Origin of the sequence: Gordonia sihwensis (assembly GCF_029632925.1) — a bacterium.
Taxonomy (GTDB): domain Bacteria; phylum Actinomycetota; class Actinomycetes; order Mycobacteriales; family Mycobacteriaceae; genus Gordonia; species Gordonia sihwensis.
Genome location: NZ_CP121249.1, coordinates 24,818 through 43,726 on the forward strand (window position 1 = coordinate 24,818; position 18,909 = coordinate 43,726).

The following is an 18,909-nucleotide window of genomic DNA, read 5'->3' on the forward strand; positions in this document are numbered from 1 at the left end:
GGTGACCGCCTCCATCGTCTTCACTCCCCGACTACGTGCCGGCCGACGATCTTCAACGCTGAATCTGTCGCCGGTACTCGGCGTCGTACGCTGCCTGCCGCCGGCCGTGCCACTCGGCCTGCTGCATGGCCATCACCCACTGTTGATGTTGCTGGGCCTGCGCTCGCCGCCAGACAGCAAGCCGTCGCCGGTTGATGATGAACCGCGCGACGAAAGCAATCGTCACGAGCCACGACAACGTGATGACGACGACGAGCATCTGTGTACCTGACAGCTCGTGCTGGACCATGAGTCCAGCCGTCAGCCCGATGAACAAATAGAACACGATGCCGAGACCGAGTGCCTTCAGCAGCCACACGGCCACACTGGGCCGCCGCCTCGTCGGCTGATGCGGCGGCGGGAACGGTGCGCTCATGATCGACTCCTGTCTCTTCGGCTGTCACCGTATCGGCACGCGATGACATCTGTTCCTCTCGACCTCGACTTCGTCTGGCTGAGCCCGGGCAGTCAGCCCAGGACCCACATCTTCTCCCCAGCCCGTCCCAGGCCTGGAAGCAGCGAATCGTGCGGTCCACGCGCGCCGAACGGGCCTCCCTGCGGTCGGGCTCTGCTTTCCACTCCGCTGCGCTCCGTTCGCAATCTACCACGCGGAGCGCGGAGCAAGCTATTGTTTAGGCATGCCTAAACGTTGCGTACCTTTGCTTTCGCCGGTACGCTGAGACCGAATCGTTGATGTCGGCGGGGTTCCCCGGAGGGGATCGCTGCGCTGGGCTCGGTGGCCGGAGGCCAGGGAGGCGGGGCTCATGAATGAGCAGGACCCGAACGCTTCGCGCGCGTTCCTCCGCCGGCGTCGGCGCAACGTGGTCGGTGGTCGCACCAACAAGATCGAAGTGAAAGTCACTGCCGTAGAGCAGCAGCGACTACGTGCTGCCGCCGACGACGCCGGCGTCAGTGTTCAACGACTGATGGTTGCGCGAACCTTGTCACCTGTTGCGGCCGTGCCAGTAGGACGGGAAGAGAAGGTTGCGGCCTGGCAGCAGGCTGTGGACATGCGCAACTTGATCGCTGGCATCGGCGTCAATCTCAATCAGATCGCTCGACAGGCGAACTCCGAGGCTGAGATTCCGGCAGAGTTCGCCGCGGCGTGTGCAGGTGTCGATCGCGCGCTCTCCCGGATCACCGCCGCATTCAACGAGGTCTTCAACGATCCCTCGACGAGGATCGGCGAGTGATCCCGGCGATCTCATCCGGCGCACGGATGTACGGTCTGGTCTCGTATCTCGCCGGCCCGGGTAAAGCGAACGAACATGAGAACCAGCACGTGCTCGCCGCCAGTTCCTCCGAAGTGTTCTATGCCGGAGGCGCTGGAGCTGTGCTCGATGCCGAGCACGTTCACAATCTCGCGGCGACCCTCGATGAGGCTCGAGTGGTGTTCGGCGCCGAAGTTGTGCGGCGCGACAACAGGAAGCTCGCGGCCGCCCGTGAACGTGGCCTGGGCGGGCGTGCAGCGCTGGCTGAGGCCAGCATCGATGAGAATGTGTGGCACTGTTCGCTGTCGCTACCTCCGGAAGCCGGGGCACTCGACGATGCCCAGTGGTCGAGCATCGTCCACGAGTTCATGGAAGAAATGGGCTTCGACGACCCGGATCACGCACAGGCTCGCTGGGTGGCGATCCGTCACGGGGTAACGAAGAACGGTGGCGATCACGTGCACATCGCAGCATCACGTGTGCGTGATGACGGGTCGGTCGTGCAACTGTTCCGTCCACACCCGGAACGTAGCGACCGCAAGGAAGGCGACTGGCCGCGCGCACAGCGTGTGTGCCGCGCACTCGAAGCCAAGCACGGTCTGGAAGTTCTGTCCGGTGGCCGAGACATGCCTACCCGCGGCACCGCCCATGCGCAGTCCGCGCACGCGGACAAGGCCGGCCGACCGGAGGCTCCCTCGGCCGAACTGGCTCGGCGCGTGCGGGCGGCCGCGGTCGCGTCGGAGAGCGAAGCGGAGTTTGTGCGACTGGTGCGGGCCGACGGATTGATTATCCGGCCTGCACACTATGACAAGACCGACCCGAAGGCCGTCACCGGATTCAGCGTCGGCCTGCCGGCGAGTGAGTACGCCAACCGGCACGGAAAGCCGATCATGCACGGCGGCAAGAAGCTCGGTGAAGATCTGTCATTGCCACGACTTCGTGAACGATGGATCGACGACAAGAACGCACGCGCTGATGCCAGGTCGGCGTGGGAACATGCGTCACGCAATGCTGCACCGTCTCCTCCCCCACCGCCGCGCGGTGAGCAGCCTGTCATCGCTCAGCTCGCGGCTGTCGATGACAGGCTGCGCTCGATCCTCCGACCGCTGGCTCAGTCGTCGGCGACCGAGGCCGATTATGTGCGCGCGGTCCGTGCTCACCGCGACGTGTTGATTCGTCCACGGTTCGCCCGCGGCTCCACCACCGAAGTCACCGGCTACAGTGTCGCGCTCCGGCCCAGTCTGGCCGCAGACAGCGACGGTAAGCCGGCATGGAGGTCGGCCGGATACCTCGCTGACGAACTGAAGCTCTCGTCGCTTCGGCAGAGGTGGCCCGGCGGCACCGACCATCAGAAGCTGGCCGCGGCGGCGTGGCGTCGCGCGGACGTGACGCCCGTACACGCCGCCGACTCGCGGCCGGCCGGTCCTCGCGCGGCGGCCGCGGCCGAGGCGGCCAACCGTTGGGAGAGACGCGTTAACTCGGTCTCAGATAGGACGTCGAAGTCGTGGCACACTGCCGCCGGTGACACTGCCGCCGCGGTCGGTGCGGCGGCCCGCCACATGGGCGGTGCGGACGCGCGTGATCTGAACCGGTTGGCCGATGCACTCTCCGGCGCCGCCAGCGAACGTCGCAGCACCGGAGCGGCCGGAAGCCGCGCGCAAACGCGTAGTGCTGTCGCTCGTGTCGCGGCGACGATGATCGCCGGTGCGAGCAACGGAGACGACACCACATTGCTATGGATGGCCGTGACTCGGCAGATGATCGCCGCCAGTCGCGCGATCGCAGAAGCGATGGCAGCGCAAGGACATCTGCGGCAAGCGCGGCGGATCCGTGCAGCCAGTGCGGCCGTCGATCGCCGGTTCGCTGACCGCGCGCCGTCCCCGGCGGCGAACCGGACGAGGCCGGCCGCTCGGCGGCAGGTGTCGGCAGGCCCGCCGATCGAGCGGCCTCGTCCGACACCACGGTCGAACGAGGGACGTCGAGGGTTCGAGCGATAGAGACGACCGCAACATACGAACACGACCCTGTGATCACGTGGCGATCACAGGGTCGTGTTCGGGTGATAAGGCCGGCAGTTACACCGCTACCGGGCGAGATGGCGTCTCGCCGACCGGTGGTGCCGCAGACTGCGCGCCACTCTCGAGTTTGGGCTCGGTGCGCTTGGTTCTGCGCGGGGCGCGCTTACGGCCGGCCAATGGTTCCACCATGAGTTCGTCGAGTCGCGCCTTGGGCGCTCCGCTCTTACGTGCGGCCTTGACCAATGCTGTCAACTGGTCGACCCGCTCCCTATCCGCGGATAGGAACTCCTCGCGGGCGGCGAGGATCTCGCGCGAGAGAGCCATCGCTGGCACCAGCGCCTCGCGCCGACGACGTTGGCGCTCCGCTAGCTCGGCGGCTTCCTTCGCGTCCTCGGCTTCCAGCTCGGCCACGACGTCTGCTGCTATGTCTGTCATGTTGTCCTACCTTCTATGAGATTGCTCGGGTGGCTGACCGTCCAAGGAACCACCGCATGTATCAATCTACGGATTCGTGGGTGTCAACGGCCGGAATGTCCGCGTTCGCGATCGGCACCGCGCCCGGCGGGAGGCTTGGCCTTCGGCGCCTGCTTGGCCGCGGTGACCGCGGCCCGGCGAGGGTTGGTCGGATGGTCCTTGGCGGCCAACGTCGCCGCAGTGGCCGCGCCTGTGCCAGTCGTACCCGCGGCGACCTGACCGCTGCGGGACACGTTGTCGGCCGCTGCATAGCCGTCATCGGCGTGTGCGCTCAGAGTCTCGGCTTCACGATCGGCGGCCTGGGCGCGCCCCATCAGAGAGGTCACCTCGGCGGCATCGCGGTCGATGGCGGGATCGTTCTCGCCGAGAAAGGACTCTCGGTTGGTTGTGACAGCTTAGTTTGGCCCCGTTGTGACGGCCTGATCTGGCCCCGCGTGCGACTTGCCGGGGTGTTGACGGTCTGAACTGGCCCCACCCCTTCACGCTGGTCCCCATCACTGGGAACCAGTCGCGAGGGCAAGGGAGCCGAGATGGGGTCACGAGTGCAGCTGTTTGCCGACATCCGCCACGACGCGCGAGTCGATGGTCTGTCCATCCGCGAGCTCGCGCGCAAGCACGGGGTGCACCGCCGCACCGTCCGCCAGGCACTCGCCTCGGCCGAACCACCACCCCGCAAGACCCCGGTCCGCACGGCACCGCGCCTGGACCCGTACAAGGCGGCGATCGACGAAATGCTGCGCTATGACCTGACCGCGCCGCGCAAGCAGCGTCACACTGCGACCAGGATCCTGGCCCGGCTACGCGACGAGCACGGCGCCACGGACCTGTCCTATTCCACGGTGCGGGACTACGTGCGGGTCCGGCGCGCGCAGATCGATCTGGAGGCCGGGCGGCGGGTGGAGGCGATGGTGCCGCAGGACCACGCCCCCGGCGCGGAGGCGGAGGTCGACTTCGGTGAGGTGTATGTGATCCTGGACGGCGTCAAGACCAAGTGCCACATGTTCGTCTACCGTCTGTCGCACTCGGGCAAGGCGATCCACCGCGTCTACCCGACCGGTGGGCAGGAGGCCTTCCTCGAGGGCCACATCGAGGCCTTCCACGCCCTGGGCGGCATCCCGACCCGCCACATCCGCTACGACAACCTCACGTCCGCGGTCGTGCAGGTAATCCATGGCGGTGACCGGCTCCGCGAGGAGAACGAACGCTGGGTGCTGTTTCGTTCCCACTACGGTTTCGACGCGTTCTACTGCCAGCCCGGCATCGACGGCGCCCATGAGAAGGGCGGTGTCGAGGGCGAGGTCGGCTGGTTCCGCCGCAACCACCTCACCCCGATGCCCGAGGTCGCCAGCCTGGACGAACTCAACGACCAGATCCGTGTCTGGGAAGTCGACGACAACACCCGCCGGATCGCCGGCCATGCGAACACGATCGGGCAGGACTACCGCGCCGAACTGCCCCACCTGGCTCCGTTGCCGGCCGATGACTTCGACCCCGGCTTGATCCTCCATCCCCGGGTCGACCGCTCCGCCCTGATCACTGTCCGCATGGTCAAGTACTCCGTTCCGGCGCACCTGATCGGGCAACGTGTCCGTGTGTCGTTGCGGGCCTCGTGCGTGGTCGTGTTCGAGGGCCGCAGCGTCGTCGCGACCCACCCACGCCTCGGCACCCGTGGCGTGACCCGGGTCGAGCTGGACCACTACCTCGAGGTCCTGCGGCACAAGCCCGGTGCGTTCCCCGGCTCCACCGCCCTCGCTCAAGCCAGAGCCGCGGGGGCGTTCACCGCCGCGCACGACGCGTTCTGGGCCACCGCCCGCAAGACCAGCGGCGACGTCGCGGGCACCCAGGAGTTGATCGACGTGCTCCTGCTCCACCGATCCCTCCCCGCCGAGGCGGTGATCGCCGGCATCACTAGCGCCCTGTCCGTTGGTGCGATCAGCCCCGACGTCGTCGCCGTCGAAGCCCGCCGCCACGCCACCACCCACACACCCGCCCCAGTCAGCCCGACCAGGCGGGGGACGGTCGTGAACCTGCCACCACGACGCCCCACCGACCCACACCAGGTCATCGCGCACCTGCCCGAGGACACCCGACCCCTGCCCACTGTCACTGCCTACGACGAACTCCTCCGCCGCCGCCACACGGCCACCGATCCCGCCCCGGCCCCCGCAGAGGTCCACCACCACACCCAGACAGGAACCCCATGACCACGAACACCAGCAGCTCCCGTCCGGGCGGTCTTCGCCGCCGTCACAGCCTCACCGAACAAGCCGCCCAGGCCGCGATCGACCAGGCCTGCCGCCGCCTACGACTGCCCACCATCCGGTCCGTCGTCGATGAGGCGATCACCACCGCCACCAAGGAACAACTCACCTACCAGGGCTTCCTCGCCGAGCTGCTCCTGGCCGAGGTCGACGACCGTGACCGCCGCTCCACCCTGCGCCGTATCAAGAGCGCCGGATTCCCCCGCGAGAAGTGGCTCGCCGACTTCGACTTCACCGCGAACCCGAACATCAACCCCGCCACCATCAACGAGCTCGCCACCGGCGACTGGATCCGCCGCGGCGACCCGCTGTGCCTGATCGGGGACTCCGGCACCGGCAAGTCCCACCTGCTCATCGCTCTCGGCACCGCCGCCGCAGAGCAGGGCTACCGCGTCCGCTACACCCTCGCAACCCGCCTGGTGAACGAGCTCGTCGAGGCCGCTGACGAGAAGCAACTCACCAAGACCATCAACCGCTACGGAAGAGTGGATCTCCTGGTCATTGACGAACTGGGATACATGGAGCTCGACCGGCGAGGCGCCGAACTGCTGTTCCAGGTCCTCACCGAACGCGAAGAGAAGAACGCCATCGCGATCGCGTCCAACCAGTCCTTCTCCGCCTGGACCGACACCTTCACCGACCCACGACTGTGCGCAGCGATCGTCGACCGCCTCACCTACAACGCCACCATCATCGAAACCGGAACCAACTCCTACCGACTCGCCCACACCCGAGCACGCCACCAGACCCCCTCCACAGGCGCGTGACATTCCTAAACTGCCGATGAGCGCGCGTCCTTGGGGGGAGGCACAGGGGCCTCATCCTTGGTAGAGCCAGATCCAGTTGCCATCTGGATCGGTGACTGCACTCGCTCGGGGCATCCCGTCGGCGTCCGTGATGGGTACTGTTTCGGTCGCCCCGGCTAAGAGAGCCTGGTGGTGGATGGTGTCGAGGTCTGGGACGAGCAGGCCGAGGGTGCTGCGGCCGGGGCAGTCGAAGTCGGTGTCGTCAACCAGTAGAAGCAGAAAGAAACCTGGCTGGCCGTAATCACCAAACAGGTAGCCGTCGTAGTCGGCGTCTTCGGTGTGCCGGATCACCTGTTGTGCCAGGCCGAAGGCGTCCTCGTAGAAGCGTCGTGCTCTCTCTTTGTTGGCTACCCGGATTTTCAGCTGGACCGGGACAACGGTGGTGAGGATGGTGGGCACAGGTACTCCTTTGGACGCGTAGACACTGCACTGAGCGATCTGCTGATCGAGATGGTGGCGGGTGCGAACAAGGCGTTCGACATGCGACTCGAGCAACGTCCGCGCCCGGTCTGAGGAGGGTGCCGCGAGTATGTCCCGAACGTCGGGGAGTGGGACGTCGAGCCAGCGCAGATCAGCGATGAGCCTTGCTGCCGTAAGCAGACTAGTGGAATAGCGGCGGTAGCCGGTCTTGGGATCGACTTCGGTGGGCTTTAGCAGTCCCAACGCATCATAGTGGCGCAGGGCGTGAACGCTGAGCCCCGCGCGCTTGGCGAACGGCCCGACATTGAGAAGATCATCACTCACAACTCCAGAGTCGTGCTTCGGGTTGCCCGAGAGTCAACCCCCGGGACGCGAGCATGGCCACTGGCGCACGCTCTTGCCGCGTTGGGCTACTGCTCCAACGTTCGCTGTCCCAACGACATCTGGAGACGCACCAGGTAGCCGTCGGGGTCCTGCACGAGGAACTGGCGAACGCCCGCCTCCTCGCTCAGGCCGATCCTGCATCCCCGTCTCGCCCTCAGCCCGGTAACGAGCAGCCCCTTTGCGGGCGGTGACCTGCGAAACCATGAACATCCTCGCCGCGACGGCGACCGGGTAACCGTCATCGACGATCAGGCGCGCGAGACGGAGTCTCGTGCGCGGGGTCAGGACAGCGTTAGCGTGGGACACGAGGGCCTCCTCGGGCTCGTGAAGCGGTCAACTAGACAGCTCCACTTCACAGCCCGGAGGCCCTCACCCGTTGGAAAACTCAGCCCCGTGTCGGGAAACAACCTGCCCGGACATCACAGCTAAGGCGCACAAACAGCCCGTGGACGCCTGAGCCGCCGGCCGAACTCTTGCGTATGCTTCGAGCATGACCTCCGGGTCGTGGGCATCGAGCCCAGCGGCTCGCAAAGTGATGCAGGCAAACCGCAGCCGAGACACCAGCATTGAGTGGGCGGTGCGCCACATCGCCCACTCACGCGGCCTGCGCTACCGGGTGAACGCGCGACCGGAGAGAGACATCCGGCGCACAGCGGACATGGTTTTCGCTGGCCCCCGTGTGGCCGTGTTCATCGACGGGTGCTTCTGGCATGGCTGCGAGACCCACTACACGCGCCCCGCGTCGAACGCCGCCTACTGGTCGGAGAAGGTCGAGCGGAACCGTCAGCGCGATCTTGAGACCAGTATGCTCCTCAGTCAGCGTGGGTGGACGGTCTTGCGATTCATGGGGGCATGAAGACCCGTCGGGCGTAGCCGATGCGATCGAGGCGATCGTGCGAGGCCCCGCTGCGTGACCATGTGAGTCAGGCCACGCATGACCTGACCCAGCCGCGACACACGCCCCGGTCGACGCTTCGGCCAGTCGAGCGCATGCAAACAGCGACTACCCGCTGCTTTCCTCCTCTTCCGGACGCCACCGTCGAGTCGTACAGTAGAAGACGAGGCAGGGTTTCACTCTCTCTGCGGGTCCCTCGGGACAAGGCCCTTCGGGGCGCTCATCCACGTACTGCCTCCTCGACGGAGAACTACGTGTGATGAAAGGCCTGACCATGCTTCGCCTGCTCTGGGCGATGAGCGTCCGCACCCGCTACTTCCTGCGGCGCTACATGCCCACCAACATCCTGCTCGACCTGATCCGCATTCGCCGCGGACTGAAGTGGGGCATCCCCGCGATGCTCCTCGCCGTGCCCTACCTGCTCGCAGCGAGCATCTGCACCAACCTCATCGCGGACGGCGGCCCCGGATGGCTCAACCTCCTCGTACTCCTGTTCATCTGGAACGCGATGAAGTTCCTCATCATGGGCCCGGTAAGCCTCGCGCTGCTGGTCCGCGTTCGCATCCAGGAGGCCGTCGCCCGCCGCCGAGCCCGGCGTCAGGACGACGCGATGGAGTCTGTCGCCTATACGGAAGCGAGCGTGGCCTGATGCGCGCCGCGATCTACACCTGCACCGCGGTCCCCAACCGCGCAGCGCACGAGCGGCAGCGGGAAGCCTGCGAGCGGCCGGGGAAAGTTGTCAAACTCTCCACGAAGGTTCACAACGGCTTTGAGCGAACGAGCGCGACGACTCCGTGAGGCTACGAGATCGCGTCGTCGGAGCGGTTCCGCCTCACGGTGTCGGCGACTTCGGGGATCAAGCCGAAGTCGGTGAGGAGCTGGCCGATCTGGGTGTGGTCGAGGCGCTTGATGATGTGATTGCCGACGAACTTCGGGCCGGGCAGTTCCACTTCGTTGCCGTCTCGGAGGCGTGCGGTGGCCTTGAGCAGGAAGCGGAGGTCGTAGGTGGAGTTGAACACCTCGGGGATTCCGCGGTCGATGCCGAGCAGCTGGTAGGCGGCTTCCATGCCGGTGCGCACGGAGTACTCGGTGGTGAAGATGGTGTCGCGGGTCGTCTCGGCGAACTGTCCGATGAACGCGAAGTTCACGGCTCCCTCGGGCACGACGTCGGGACGGTCGCCGGCTTTGCGGGGCATGAAGAACGAGGTGACGTAGGGCATCATGACGGGCACCGTCTTGGCACCGTCGGCAGCCAGCCTCGGGATGTCCGAGACGGGCACGCCCATGTGGTACAGCCACTCCTGGGTGATCTCCTCGCCGGTCGACTCCTGCATCGTCTTGCCGGTGTAGTCGCCGGGGACATCGACGAACAGTCCGTATACCCAGACGACGATCTCGTCATCCGCCTGCGCCTTGAAGTGCGGCTGTCGGTTCACGGTCCAGCTCATCAGCCAGGCGGAGTCCTTCGCGGTGACGATGCCGCCGGTGACGACCTTGCCTGCGAACGGATCGCGCTTGGCGATCTTCTCGATGTAGGAGGGGATCTCGGGGCCGACGGTGGTGACGGTCGCGGACTCCCACTTGGTCTTGGGGATGTCGCCGGCGAACACGTCGGGACGCCCGAAGGAGGGATGCTTGTCTGCGATCCGTCGCCACAGGTCCCAGGCCGGCGCCGGGCCTTCGTCGAGCTTCGCGGCGCGGTGGTGGTTGCCGTCGTCGGAGTTCTCGGTGAGCGAGCCGATCGTCGCGAGGACGAGGTCGTCCGCACCGAGGTCGACGCCGCCTTCGACGCCGTCCTTGATCCAGTGGATGCGGGTGGCCTGCTTGCGGTCGCCGGCGAAGGCGAAGTCGATGTCGGTGACCTCGGTGGAGAACTCGAACCTCACGCCCTGGTCGAGCAGCCACTTGTACATCGGGAGCACGAGCGACTCGTACTGGTTGTACTTGGTGAACTTGAGCGCCGACAGGTCGGGCAGGCCGCCGATGTGGTGCACGAACCGGTGGAGGTAGAGCTTCATCTCAAGGGCGGAGTGCCAGTTCTCGAACGCGAACATGGTGCGCCAGTACAGCCAGAACTTGCTGTCGAGGAAGTCCTGGCCGAACACCTCGTCGATGCGCTTGTCCTCCATCTCCTCGCGGGAGGCGAGGAAGACCTTGACCATGTCCTTCTGTGCCTTGTCGGTCAGCCCGAACTCGTTGTTCGTGACGAACTCCTCGCCCTGGTTGTGCGTGACGCGGTTGAGGGAGTAGTTGGGGTCGTCCTTGTTGAGCCAGTAGAACTCGTCGAGCACCGACCCGTCGACCTCGAGCGACGGGATGGTGCGGAAGAGGTCCCACAGGCACTCCATGTGGTCCTCCATCTCCCTGCCGCCGCGGATGACGAAGCCCTTCTCGGGCTTGCGGATGCCGTCGAGCGCCCCGCCTGGCAGGTCGAGCCGTTCCAGGATCGTGATCCTGTTCCCGGGGAGCTGTCCGTCGCGGATCATGAACACCGCCGACGCCATCGAGGTCAGACCCGCCCCGACGAACCAGGCGGTTTTTTTCTCGACGTCTTCGGGCTTGCGGGGGCGGGCGAAGGCCTCGTAGTTGCCGCTGCTGTAGTACATGGTCACTCTCCCGTGTTCTGGTAGTCGTAGAAGCCGTGTCCGGTCGCGATGCCGAGCTTGCCTTGATCGATGTAGTTCGCCTTCAGCCAGTCTGCGAGGGGCTTCGCCTCCGGTCCCGCGTTGGAGAGGATGTTGTACGGAGTGGTCAGGCCGATGATGTCGGTGATCTGGAGGGGGCCGAGCGGGGCTCCGGTGGCGATCCGCCACACGTTGTCGATGTCCTTTGGCTCGGCATAACCGCCGGCCGCGAGTGCGTAGCTCGCGTTGAGGAAGGGCACCAGGAGGGAGTTGAGGACGTAGCCGGCCTTCTCCTTGTGGATCGGGATCGGCACCATGCCGATCTCTCCGGCGAAGGCGACGATCTCGTCGAAGACGGCCGGGTCCGTGTCGGCGGTCCCCATCACCTCGGCGGTGTTGTACTTCCACACCTGGTTGGCGAAGTGGAGCGCGAGGAACTTCTCCGGACGTCCGGTGAAGTCCTTGAGATCGCTGGGCAGCAGCGTCGACGAGTTCGTCGCGAAGATCGTCTTCTCGGGCGCGACCTCCCCGAGCTTCTCGTAGGTCTCCTGCTTGAGAGAGAGGATCTCCGGGATCGCCTCGATGACGAGGTCGGCGTCCTTCACCGCGTCGGCCAGGTCGGCACTGTAGCGGACGCGATCCAGCGCTGCGACAGCTTTGCCGTCGGCAGCGCCCGCGACACCGTCCACCCGGTAGGTGTCGGCGAGGCCGGCGAAACGCTGCCGCGCCTTCTCCAACACCTCGTCGCTGATGTCGTAGGCCGTCACCGCGAAACCGCTGTAGGCGGTCTGGAAGGCGATCTGGGAGCCCAGCACTCCCGTCCCTAGAACCGTCACATGGGTGATATCAGTCATCGTTGGTTGCCCTTCTGTTGTTGGTTGGCACCAGCCAGCGTCTTCGACGACGCCGGCCCGGCGAGAATGAGGTGGACCTGATCGTGCAGGTCTTGGCGGGCATCGCGCCCTGGATGTGCCTGGGTCGACGAGCGCGCGATGCCCAGGTGCAGGACCGCGAACACGGAGGCGGCGGTCAGTCGCGCGGAGTCGGCATCCATCTCGGGGGCGGCAGCGAGCAGTCGTGTCGCGATCGTGTCCTCCATTTCGGCGACGATCGCGAGTCCCTCGGCACGGTATCGCTCGGATGCGGGGCCGAAGAGCAGCTCTCGCTGATACGCAGCACTGTTCTCCGGCGACGCCATCGACGCGTCGAAAACCGCCATGACAATCGATTGGACCGCGTCCACGGCGTCCATCGGTCTCGCCGCGGAGCCGACGCCTTCAGCGATGGCCTCACGGAACATGCGGTTATAGATCATGAGAAGCAGTTCGCTCTTGGACGCCGCGTATCGAAACACGGTGCCCGCTGCAACTCCGGCGCGGTCGGCCACTTCCTGCGTCGTCGCGGCCGCGAAGCCGCGCTCGGCGAACAGCTCAGCCGCGGCGGCGAAGATGCGCTCGTGCTTGAGCTGCATGTTCCCTTCGCGACGGCCCAGCACCTGCGGCGCCGTCATGAGATCGCCCTTTCGTCCACAAGAATGAGCGTACTCATTATCGAGGAGCGCGCAACCCATGCGACCTCGCTGTCGTAGGGTCCGCACGCGCACGTCCGATACGTGCGATTGACCGGTCATGAGTGTCTCCAGGCCGATCACCGCGACGGGCGCGTGCACGCCGGCTGGGAGCGGGGTGGTCGCCGCGTGGACGGCGCCCCAGGCGAGGAGCTTGCCGGTCATCTGGTGGGGTTCGGGGCCGACTAGACGGTATGGAGTGACCGCTCAGGGTGGCTGAGTGGTCACTCCATACCGTCTAGGGCGAGGTAGGCGAAGCCCTCCTCGGGCCTGTCGTAGAGCACCTCGAATCCCAGCAGGTCACGCCAGAACCGCACAGACACACTGCAGTCGATCACGGCTAGCTCGGGCACAAGAGAAGGTTCAGCACTCATGGGCACCAGCCTCGCAGAGGGCATCTGCGAACGCCCTGTGCTGCTGCTGATCTCGCCCTGGCTGGAGCCAAGTCGGGCCGTCATCCCGGGGCCGGATGGAGTTGACATAGTCACTCGGTTCTCGCGCAAAGCTTCACCTGCGGCCTCGGGCGACTCGGACAGCAGCGCGTCTGCGTCGATCCCGTACTCGCGAATGCGTTCCATCAGGTTGTCGCGCAGCCGGGCGGCAGTCGCCGAACCGTCGCCGTCGCGGTCTGCCGCACGCAGCAGATCGAGCACATCGGCCGGTGCCGCCCGATCAGCCCACTGCCGATCATGTTCGCGGTCGCCAATTCTCGAAACATCCAGCCCGTATCGGGCCTTCACCTGTGCGTCGAGTTCGGAATCACTGAGGCCACCGATCGGGCTGGGTGCCGAACCAAGCTCCGGCTCAGTGTGCCGAGCGACGCTGGACAGTGCTGGATCGTCCTGCGCTGCCTCTTGCCGCATCTGCTCTTCGGCGCTTTGGCGCAGGCGCCGCATAAGGGCTTCGATCAGTGAGGCACCGTGGCCGAGTAACTTAGCTGCGGTCCGCTCCAGAACCTGCTCGAGTTCGTCGTGGTCTTGCACTGCATGCTCCTTCTCTAGTGGGTCTAGCCGGTCGCTTACGCTCCGTCGACGCCCATCACGGCTCGGACGAAGTCGTCGTCCATACGGTCACAGGGCATAGCTGCCGTCCGGGGGTTGTGAGCGTCGGGACTGCATCCCTCGAACGGACCTTCCGGATTCGTCAACGCGTTCATGTGGGGATCGAGATGGTCGCGCCACCACACGCTCATCCCGAGGGTCGGATCAAGGCGCAGCGATTCATAGGCCCGCCACACTGCTTCGAGTCGTGACACTGCTTCGGCGTGTTCGAACCACCTCCGACACCACAGGCGACTCTTGCCGGCGAACTCCCATTTGCGGGCGTACAACAGCGACAGGTGGTCTTCCACGAACTCATAGACCGAAGAAAATTCGGGCTCCGGCTCAGCTTCGGCGGCAGCTGCGCCGCTCGGCTCGTCGTCCTCGAGTTCTTCATCGCCAAACAGGTCGTCGTCCATCTCACTGTCCCTTCGGGGCGTATTCGTTGAGCGATTGCCGAATGATCCGCGAGGTCGATTTGCCTTGACGGGGCCCCCAGATGTCGAGGTGCATGTCCTCCCACGACCCCAGCAGTCGTCCCTTGCCAACCAGTTCCTTGCCGATCGGAACACCTTCGACGGTGGTTAACGGTGCAGGTGCAACTGACGAATCGATACCGAGACTCCGCGCCTTCTTCGCTAGGTCGTCGTCCATTTCACTGTCCCTTCGGGGCGTATTCGTTGAGCGATTGCCGAATCAGGTCGGCGTATGGCTTGGCCATCCACGGCACAGTCTCAGCGACCGTGGGACGGTTACCGGCAGACAGAACGAGCGCGCGGCCGCGCGGCCATGCCTGTAGATCAGCAACGGTGAAGATCTTCTTCTCGTCGGTGCTTCGCGACGATGACTTCCCAGTGCGAGCATCAGACACGCTCAATCGCACGCGTGTGAAATCGCCGCACAGTTCGGAGAGGCTGGCCAGGTATTCCTTCTCGCGCACGTTGCCGCCGTAGACGTACACGTTCGATGAGGATTCGAGCAGCTTCATGTTGCGTTCGCCGAACACTCCGACGCCCTGCGACCAGGACTGCAGGATCGTCATGATGATGATTCCGCGGGAACCGAAGTGACTGTAGAGCTTGGGCAGATCCGGCCACCGCACGACGTTGGCGGCTTCATCGAGCGGGCACAGCATCGGGACCGGAAGCCGCCCACCCGGCGATGCGGTCGCGATCTTTTCGGCCGTGCGGGTGGCCGCCACAGTCAACGCCGCGACCAGCGGCCCCGTCGACCCGACGCCTTCCTTCGACAGGCAGTACAGTGTCTCGCCGTTGCGGATGTACGCTTCCAGGTCCAGGTGCGGGCGCTCAGTGTCACCTCGAGTGATCCATTCCTGCACGGACCGGTTGCGCAGGCACTTGGCCATCTTCACGCTGGTTCCGAAAATGCCGGCCTTCTGTTTCTCCGGCAGGCCCAAACGGGCGTTGAGCGCACGCGCGATCATCGGGTAGCCGTGCTCACGGAGAATTTCGACAGCATGATGGCAGGAATTCTCGTCGACGAGGCGTTCGTAGACCGTGGTGATCGGCTCGCCGGCCAACGCCGAAGCGAGGATCAGATTAGCCAGCAGATCTTCTCCCTCGGGGTCGAAGTAGGGATCCTTTTTGGCTTCTAGCCCGTCGTCACCGACTGAGAACAGCTGGGCCAACTCCTCGGCCTGCGTTTCGTCCTCAACGTAGGACAACGGGTTCCACCACCACCACGCTGGCTCATTGGCGACCTGCTGCGGGTCGAAGACCCACACCTGCCGGGTTGGGTTGCCGTCCTCGTCGCGGAACTCGCGGACAAGCCGAGTGTGGTCGAGATTGCCCCGCTTGTTTTCGGTGGTCAGCACAGCTCCGGGCGCCTCACAGATCGCTGGAATGATCCGCGAGGTCGATTTGCCTTGACGGGGCCCCCAGATGTCGAGGTGCATGTCCTCCCACGACCCCAGCAGTCGTCCCTTGCCAACCAGTTCCTTGCCGATCGGAACACCTTCGACGGTGGTGAACGGTGCAGGTGCAACTGACGAATCGATACCGAGACTCCGCGCCTTCTCCGCTACAGCCCGCTCGCGGATGGACGCGATCTCCTTGCCTGAACCGAGGTGCTGCTGCGCCGAGTCCACGCGAGTCCGGTGTGGCTTACGGCCGCTCCATACGTACAGACCGGTCCCTACCACCGCCCCGATGACGGCCACGATCACCACGGCCCACACCGTCGCGGCCGTCGGCCACGCGAGTTTGCCGCTCGCTACCATGATCACCGCGGCGAACGGGTTGCCGGGGATCTGCTGACCGCCGGCGAGCGTCAACGAGCCCCAGACGATCAACGCCGCCGCGACGATCACGCCAAGCCCAACGAGCATGAGCACGGTCTCACTGTTCCGCGACGGATTCTTCGTCTGTCCAGGATTAGCTACGGGCATTGCATTCCCCCATCGTTACGGAGTCCGGACAACTACTGCGCCGCACCGTCGCTGTCCTCGATCAGGTCGCCCAGCGAGACTTCTCGCCAGCCCCGGAAACCGGGAGCGCGGCACAGTTCCAAAGCCGGATTGCCGTTCGGGTCGTCGACGATATCGACAGTCACCCACACCTTGTGTTTGAGCATGTCTCGCATCAGCGCGGTGCGTGTCACGACATGGTTGGTGACCGACAACCGCAGATGCACGATGTCGAGTCCGGCGAACTCACGGGCTTTGCCCGCCAGATACACGGCCTTCCTCGCAGCGGACTCGTCTGCATGATCCTGATCTGCGACCTGATCGTTCTCGTGGAAGGTTCCGTACCAGGGGTCTTCTTCCTCTGCCCGGCACACCGCGTACGAATCGACCTCGACGTCACCGGCGCAGAAGAGGGTGATCGTCGGAGCCGTCTCGCCGGCAGCTTCCAGTTCGACCAACCGGGCTGCGAGGGTGTCCTTCCTGATCTGGTCGTAATCGATGCGCAGCTGCTTGCGGAGTTCGGTCTTGAACTTCGGAAACAGGAGCTTGGTCGCCAGGTTCTTCTCCTTGGCGAAGCTGTACAGCTCGGAGTGGCTGCCCATCGAGGCGAGGGCGTCTGCATGGTCACGTACCACGGCTGCCGCGGTATCCCAGTCCTGCGCTGTCGTGCTTGTCATGATTGTTCCTTCCATCGAGGGTTTGGTGAGGTGAAGCGAGTTCTCAGGGCCGGAGGGTGGGACGTACCGACGGCGCGAGACTGATGATCGCCAGGCCCGGTGCTCCAATGGTCAACGCGCTCACGAGCCACGTCGACCACGAGTGTTCGGAGGCGACAGCCACGACCCACACCGCCGTCAGCAGAAGCGCCGTAAGACGGAAGAACCGCAGTCCGTCGGCAACGAAAACGCTCAGCGCCAGCGCGCATGCGGCGGCGGCCGCGGCCGCCGCACCGGCGAGAACCGCCGCCGTTGCAGGGTCGGGAATGCGCGGTGCCCCTGCCCGTGCCCAGGTTTCTGCGGGCAGGTTCGTGCGCAGCGCCATCAGCAGCCAGCAAACGACCGCTGCAGTCAGCGCTCCGACGATCACAGTCGCCACGCCGCCGAAGATCATCCGACTCACCTGCACCTCCGACTCACCGCCACCATCGGTGCTGATCCTTGCTGGCCCCGGCACCCTGGCCGGTTCGGCGTTGTCGTCCATGAACGGGACCTCAACGCCGTACAGATTGCGGCCGCTGCGGTCGATGCCGTGCCGGTCGAACCCGTCCACGTCGTAGCCGTTACGGTCCCACCCGGCAGCATCGAAGCCGCGGCGGTCATAGCCGTTCGCGTCGTAGCCGTTCCGGTCATACCCGGCGGAATCCAAGCCGTGCCGGTCGTACCCGGCAGCGTCGTAGCCGTTTCGGTCGTAGCCCCGCGCATCGAAACCCGAGGCGTCGTAGCCGTATGGGTCGTAGCCGTTTCGGTCGTAGCCGGCCGCGCTGAAGCCGCGAGTGTCGTAGTCAGTCACTGGAACACCCCATCTGTCAGTGGTTGGGAGTCGACGATCTGGATTCGCCAGACTCGCCAGCAGTTGTCCTCATCGAGAGCGAGATCGACGTCGTAGGTCATCAGCGAGTACGAGTCGACGGATCCGTCTGCGCGCTGGATCTGTTGCAGAACAGCCGCCTGACGCTTCGTCGTTCGGCTCCCCGGCTCGTCCACTGCCGGGACAACCTTCACCGTGGCGGTCACGATCGCTTTTTCCGCTCGCCACTGTGCCCACTGACGCATCGGCCGCATCTGGTCGGTCCCGGTACTACTGCGAGTAGCGGCCTGAGCCATTTCGCCGCTGAGCCACGGCAGCGCAGTTCTCATCGCGACGCCGGAATCGGCCTGTCTCGCCGGCTCCCAGCTGTAGATCCTCGACAATGCCTCCTGTACTGAATCGTCCGGAGGGGCACCCGCGACGGGGCCTTGCCCGTCCGGATGCTGATGGCCCGCATCCCCCGGTCCGTCAACGGCGTCGTCCCCGCCGCCGCATGCCGCCACCACGATGGCCAGCATCACGGCCAGGAGCAGTGCCGAGGCCCGCCTCGCTGTGGCCGTCATCGGTCCCGTCCTCCCCAGCCAGCTGCCGCGACGGCCCGCATGACCGCAATCGCCAGCACCTCGAAGGCGAGCGTGGTCGCGACAGAGATCCCGATGACCAGGCCGCCCGAGACACCGAGAACCGACAGAAGCAGAGACACCGAGTAGAACGCCATCGCACCCCAGACCAGGAGAACGCCCACGATCATCACGCCGCCCAACACCTTCTCGCGCCTGGTCATCGTGTCTCCATGCACTTGGTGCGGTCGATCACGATTCGCACGTGGTCGACCGCGTTGAGAGTGGCGTTACCTCGGTCCTCGATCGTCGTGCCGCGCTTGCTGCCCGCCGGCCAGTACGTGCGATTCCACATGACATACTCGCTGCGATCGTCGGCGCGCCCCCGACGGGCGATCTGGTCGCCTACCCCGCCCGGTGTCGCGCCGTCAGCAGGCACCAGCGCAGCGACCGAGCGTCCCTGCTCTACTCCACCTTCGGCTCCGTCGGTGACCGCGGTTGTCACCGAGAACCGCGTGTGAAGCGCCGCCGCGAGCTGCTCGGCCGCGGGACACCGCGCTGCTGCCGATTCCGTCGCCGGCGCTGAGCATGCAGTCACTGCGAGCAGCGTTCCCGCGAGCACCACCGCGGTCGTTGTCTTCTTCACGGATTCTCCTTT

The 18,909-nt window shown here is 65.5% G+C and carries 22 protein-coding genes and 1 pseudogene; 6 read left to right on the forward strand and 17 right to left on the reverse strand.

The window, feature by feature from the left end; all coding sequences use genetic code 11:
* Positions 1 to 52 precede the first annotated feature (52 nt).
* Positions 53 to 415 carry a hypothetical protein gene (locus P5P27_RS20260; RefSeq protein ID WP_006897733.1) on the reverse strand — a complete coding sequence of 121 codons (363 nt, stop codon included), beginning with the start codon at positions 413 to 415 and terminating at the stop codon, positions 53 to 55.
* A 388-nt stretch (positions 416 to 803) separates the two neighbouring features.
* On the opposite strand from P5P27_RS20260, the gene mobC reads away from it, so the two are divergent.
* On the forward strand, positions 804 to 1,232 hold the full coding sequence (gene mobC / locus P5P27_RS20265; RefSeq protein ID WP_006897734.1) for a plasmid mobilization relaxosome protein MobC: 429 nt from the start codon (positions 804 to 806) through the stop codon (positions 1,230 to 1,232).
* Positions 1,229 to 3,247, forward strand: a complete 2,019-nt coding sequence (locus P5P27_RS20270; RefSeq protein ID WP_006897735.1) for a relaxase/mobilization nuclease domain-containing protein — start codon at positions 1,229 to 1,231, stop codon at positions 3,245 to 3,247. Before mobC ends, P5P27_RS20270 begins: the two co-directional genes overlap by 4 nt.
* A 78-nt stretch (positions 3,248 to 3,325) precedes the next feature.
* Here P5P27_RS20270 and P5P27_RS20275 read toward each other — a convergent pair whose 3' ends face one another.
* Together P5P27_RS20275 and P5P27_RS20280 are read right to left on the reverse strand one after the other, a co-directional pair.
* Positions 3,326 to 3,703: a hypothetical protein gene (locus tag P5P27_RS20275; protein WP_006897736.1), complete on the reverse strand. Its 378-nt coding sequence runs from the start codon at positions 3,701 to 3,703 to the stop codon at positions 3,326 to 3,328.
* An 83-nt stretch (positions 3,704 to 3,786) separates the two neighbouring features.
* The gene (locus tag P5P27_RS20280; protein WP_278127479.1) at positions 3,787 to 4,056 is read right to left on the reverse strand and encodes a hypothetical protein; all 270 of its coding nucleotides are present in this window, start codon (positions 4,054 to 4,056) and stop codon (positions 3,787 to 3,789) included.
* Between the two features lie 216 nt (positions 4,057 to 4,272).
* Between P5P27_RS20280 and istA the strand changes: the two genes are divergently transcribed.
* Together istA and istB are read left to right on the forward strand one after the other, a co-directional pair.
* Positions 4,273 to 5,946: an IS21 family transposase gene (istA, locus tag P5P27_RS20285; protein ID WP_278127480.1), complete on the forward strand. Its 1,674-nt coding sequence runs from the start codon at positions 4,273 to 4,275 to the stop codon at positions 5,944 to 5,946.
* Positions 5,943 to 6,770: an IS21-like element helper ATPase IstB gene (gene istB / locus P5P27_RS20290; protein ID WP_203567444.1), complete on the forward strand. Its 828-nt coding sequence runs from the start codon at positions 5,943 to 5,945 to the stop codon at positions 6,768 to 6,770. Before istA ends, istB begins: the two co-directional genes overlap by 4 nt.
* Positions 6,771 to 6,821: 51 nt before the next feature.
* On the opposite strand, the gene P5P27_RS20295 is transcribed toward istB, so the two are convergent.
* Complete coding sequence (locus P5P27_RS20295) at positions 6,822 to 7,553, reverse strand: MerR family transcriptional regulator (protein WP_203567443.1); 732 nt, start codon at positions 7,551 to 7,553, stop codon at positions 6,822 to 6,824.
* Between the two features lie 111 nt (positions 7,554 to 7,664).
* Positions 7,665 to 7,919 (reverse strand): annotated as a pseudogene (locus P5P27_RS20835) (helix-turn-helix domain-containing protein); the annotation flags it as partial.
* A gap of 229 nt (positions 7,920 to 8,148) precedes the next feature.
* Between P5P27_RS20835 and P5P27_RS20305 the strand changes: the two are divergent.
* Positions 8,149 to 8,469, forward strand: coding sequence for a very short patch repair endonuclease (locus P5P27_RS20305; protein WP_341338959.1), 321 nt, complete (start codon positions 8,149 to 8,151; stop codon positions 8,467 to 8,469).
* A 313-nt stretch (positions 8,470 to 8,782) separates the two neighbouring features.
* Complete coding sequence (locus P5P27_RS20310) at positions 8,783 to 9,157, forward strand: sulfate permease (protein ID WP_278127492.1); 375 nt, start codon at positions 8,783 to 8,785, stop codon at positions 9,155 to 9,157.
* A 151-nt stretch (positions 9,158 to 9,308) separates the two neighbouring features.
* Here P5P27_RS20310 and P5P27_RS20315 read toward each other — a convergent pair whose 3' ends face one another.
* The 12 genes from P5P27_RS20315 to P5P27_RS20370 form a co-directional block, all read right to left on the reverse strand.
* Complete coding sequence (locus tag P5P27_RS20315) at positions 9,309 to 11,114, reverse strand: oleate hydratase (protein WP_278127481.1); 1,806 nt, start codon at positions 11,112 to 11,114, stop codon at positions 9,309 to 9,311.
* A 2-nt stretch (positions 11,115 to 11,116) separates the two neighbouring features.
* Positions 11,117 to 11,986, reverse strand: coding sequence for a 3-hydroxyacyl-CoA dehydrogenase (locus tag P5P27_RS20320; RefSeq protein ID WP_278127482.1), 870 nt, complete (start codon positions 11,984 to 11,986; stop codon positions 11,117 to 11,119).
* Positions 11,983 to 12,783 carry a TetR/AcrR family transcriptional regulator gene (locus tag P5P27_RS20325; RefSeq protein ID WP_278127483.1) on the reverse strand — a complete coding sequence of 267 codons (801 nt, stop codon included), beginning with the start codon at positions 12,781 to 12,783 and terminating at the stop codon, positions 11,983 to 11,985. Before P5P27_RS20325 ends, P5P27_RS20320 begins: the two co-directional genes overlap by 4 nt.
* 140 nt (positions 12,784 to 12,923) lie before the next feature.
* The gene (locus P5P27_RS20330) at positions 12,924 to 13,682 is read right to left on the reverse strand and encodes a VOC family protein (protein ID WP_278127493.1); all 759 of its coding nucleotides are present in this window, start codon (positions 13,680 to 13,682) and stop codon (positions 12,924 to 12,926) included.
* Between the two features lie 35 nt (positions 13,683 to 13,717).
* Positions 13,718 to 14,158: a DUF4913 domain-containing protein gene (locus tag P5P27_RS20335; RefSeq protein WP_006897738.1), complete on the reverse strand. Its 441-nt coding sequence runs from the start codon at positions 14,156 to 14,158 to the stop codon at positions 13,718 to 13,720.
* 1 nt (position 14,159) lies between these two features.
* Positions 14,160 to 14,393 (reverse strand): hypothetical protein, encoded by a 234-nt coding sequence (locus P5P27_RS20340; RefSeq protein WP_006897739.1) that lies wholly within the window; start codon positions 14,391 to 14,393, stop codon positions 14,160 to 14,162.
* 1 nt (position 14,394) lies between these two features.
* Complete coding sequence (locus tag P5P27_RS20345; RefSeq protein ID WP_278127484.1) at positions 14,395 to 16,068, reverse strand: type IV secretory system conjugative DNA transfer family protein; 1,674 nt, start codon at positions 16,066 to 16,068, stop codon at positions 14,395 to 14,397.
* 110 nt (positions 16,069 to 16,178) lie between these two features.
* The gene (locus tag P5P27_RS20350; protein WP_006897741.1) at positions 16,179 to 16,841 is read right to left on the reverse strand and encodes a hypothetical protein; all 663 of its coding nucleotides are present in this window, start codon (positions 16,839 to 16,841) and stop codon (positions 16,179 to 16,181) included.
* Positions 16,842 to 16,884: 43 nt separating this feature from the next.
* A complete protein-coding gene (locus P5P27_RS20355; protein WP_278127485.1) occupies positions 16,885 to 17,673 on the reverse strand; it encodes a hypothetical protein in 789 nt (262 codons plus the stop codon).
* Positions 17,670 to 18,254: a hypothetical protein gene (locus P5P27_RS20360; RefSeq protein ID WP_006897743.1), complete on the reverse strand. Its 585-nt coding sequence runs from the start codon at positions 18,252 to 18,254 to the stop codon at positions 17,670 to 17,672. The genes P5P27_RS20355 and P5P27_RS20360 overlap by 4 nt, the downstream gene beginning before the upstream one ends.
* Positions 18,251 to 18,475 carry a hypothetical protein gene (locus P5P27_RS20365; RefSeq protein ID WP_101841742.1) on the reverse strand — a complete coding sequence of 75 codons (225 nt, stop codon included), beginning with the start codon at positions 18,473 to 18,475 and terminating at the stop codon, positions 18,251 to 18,253. The genes P5P27_RS20360 and P5P27_RS20365 overlap by 4 nt, the downstream gene beginning before the upstream one ends.
* Positions 18,472 to 18,897 (reverse strand): hypothetical protein, encoded by a 426-nt coding sequence (locus P5P27_RS20370; RefSeq protein WP_006897745.1) that lies wholly within the window; start codon positions 18,895 to 18,897, stop codon positions 18,472 to 18,474. Before P5P27_RS20370 ends, P5P27_RS20365 begins: the two co-directional genes overlap by 4 nt.
* Positions 18,898 to 18,909 lie beyond the last annotated feature (12 nt).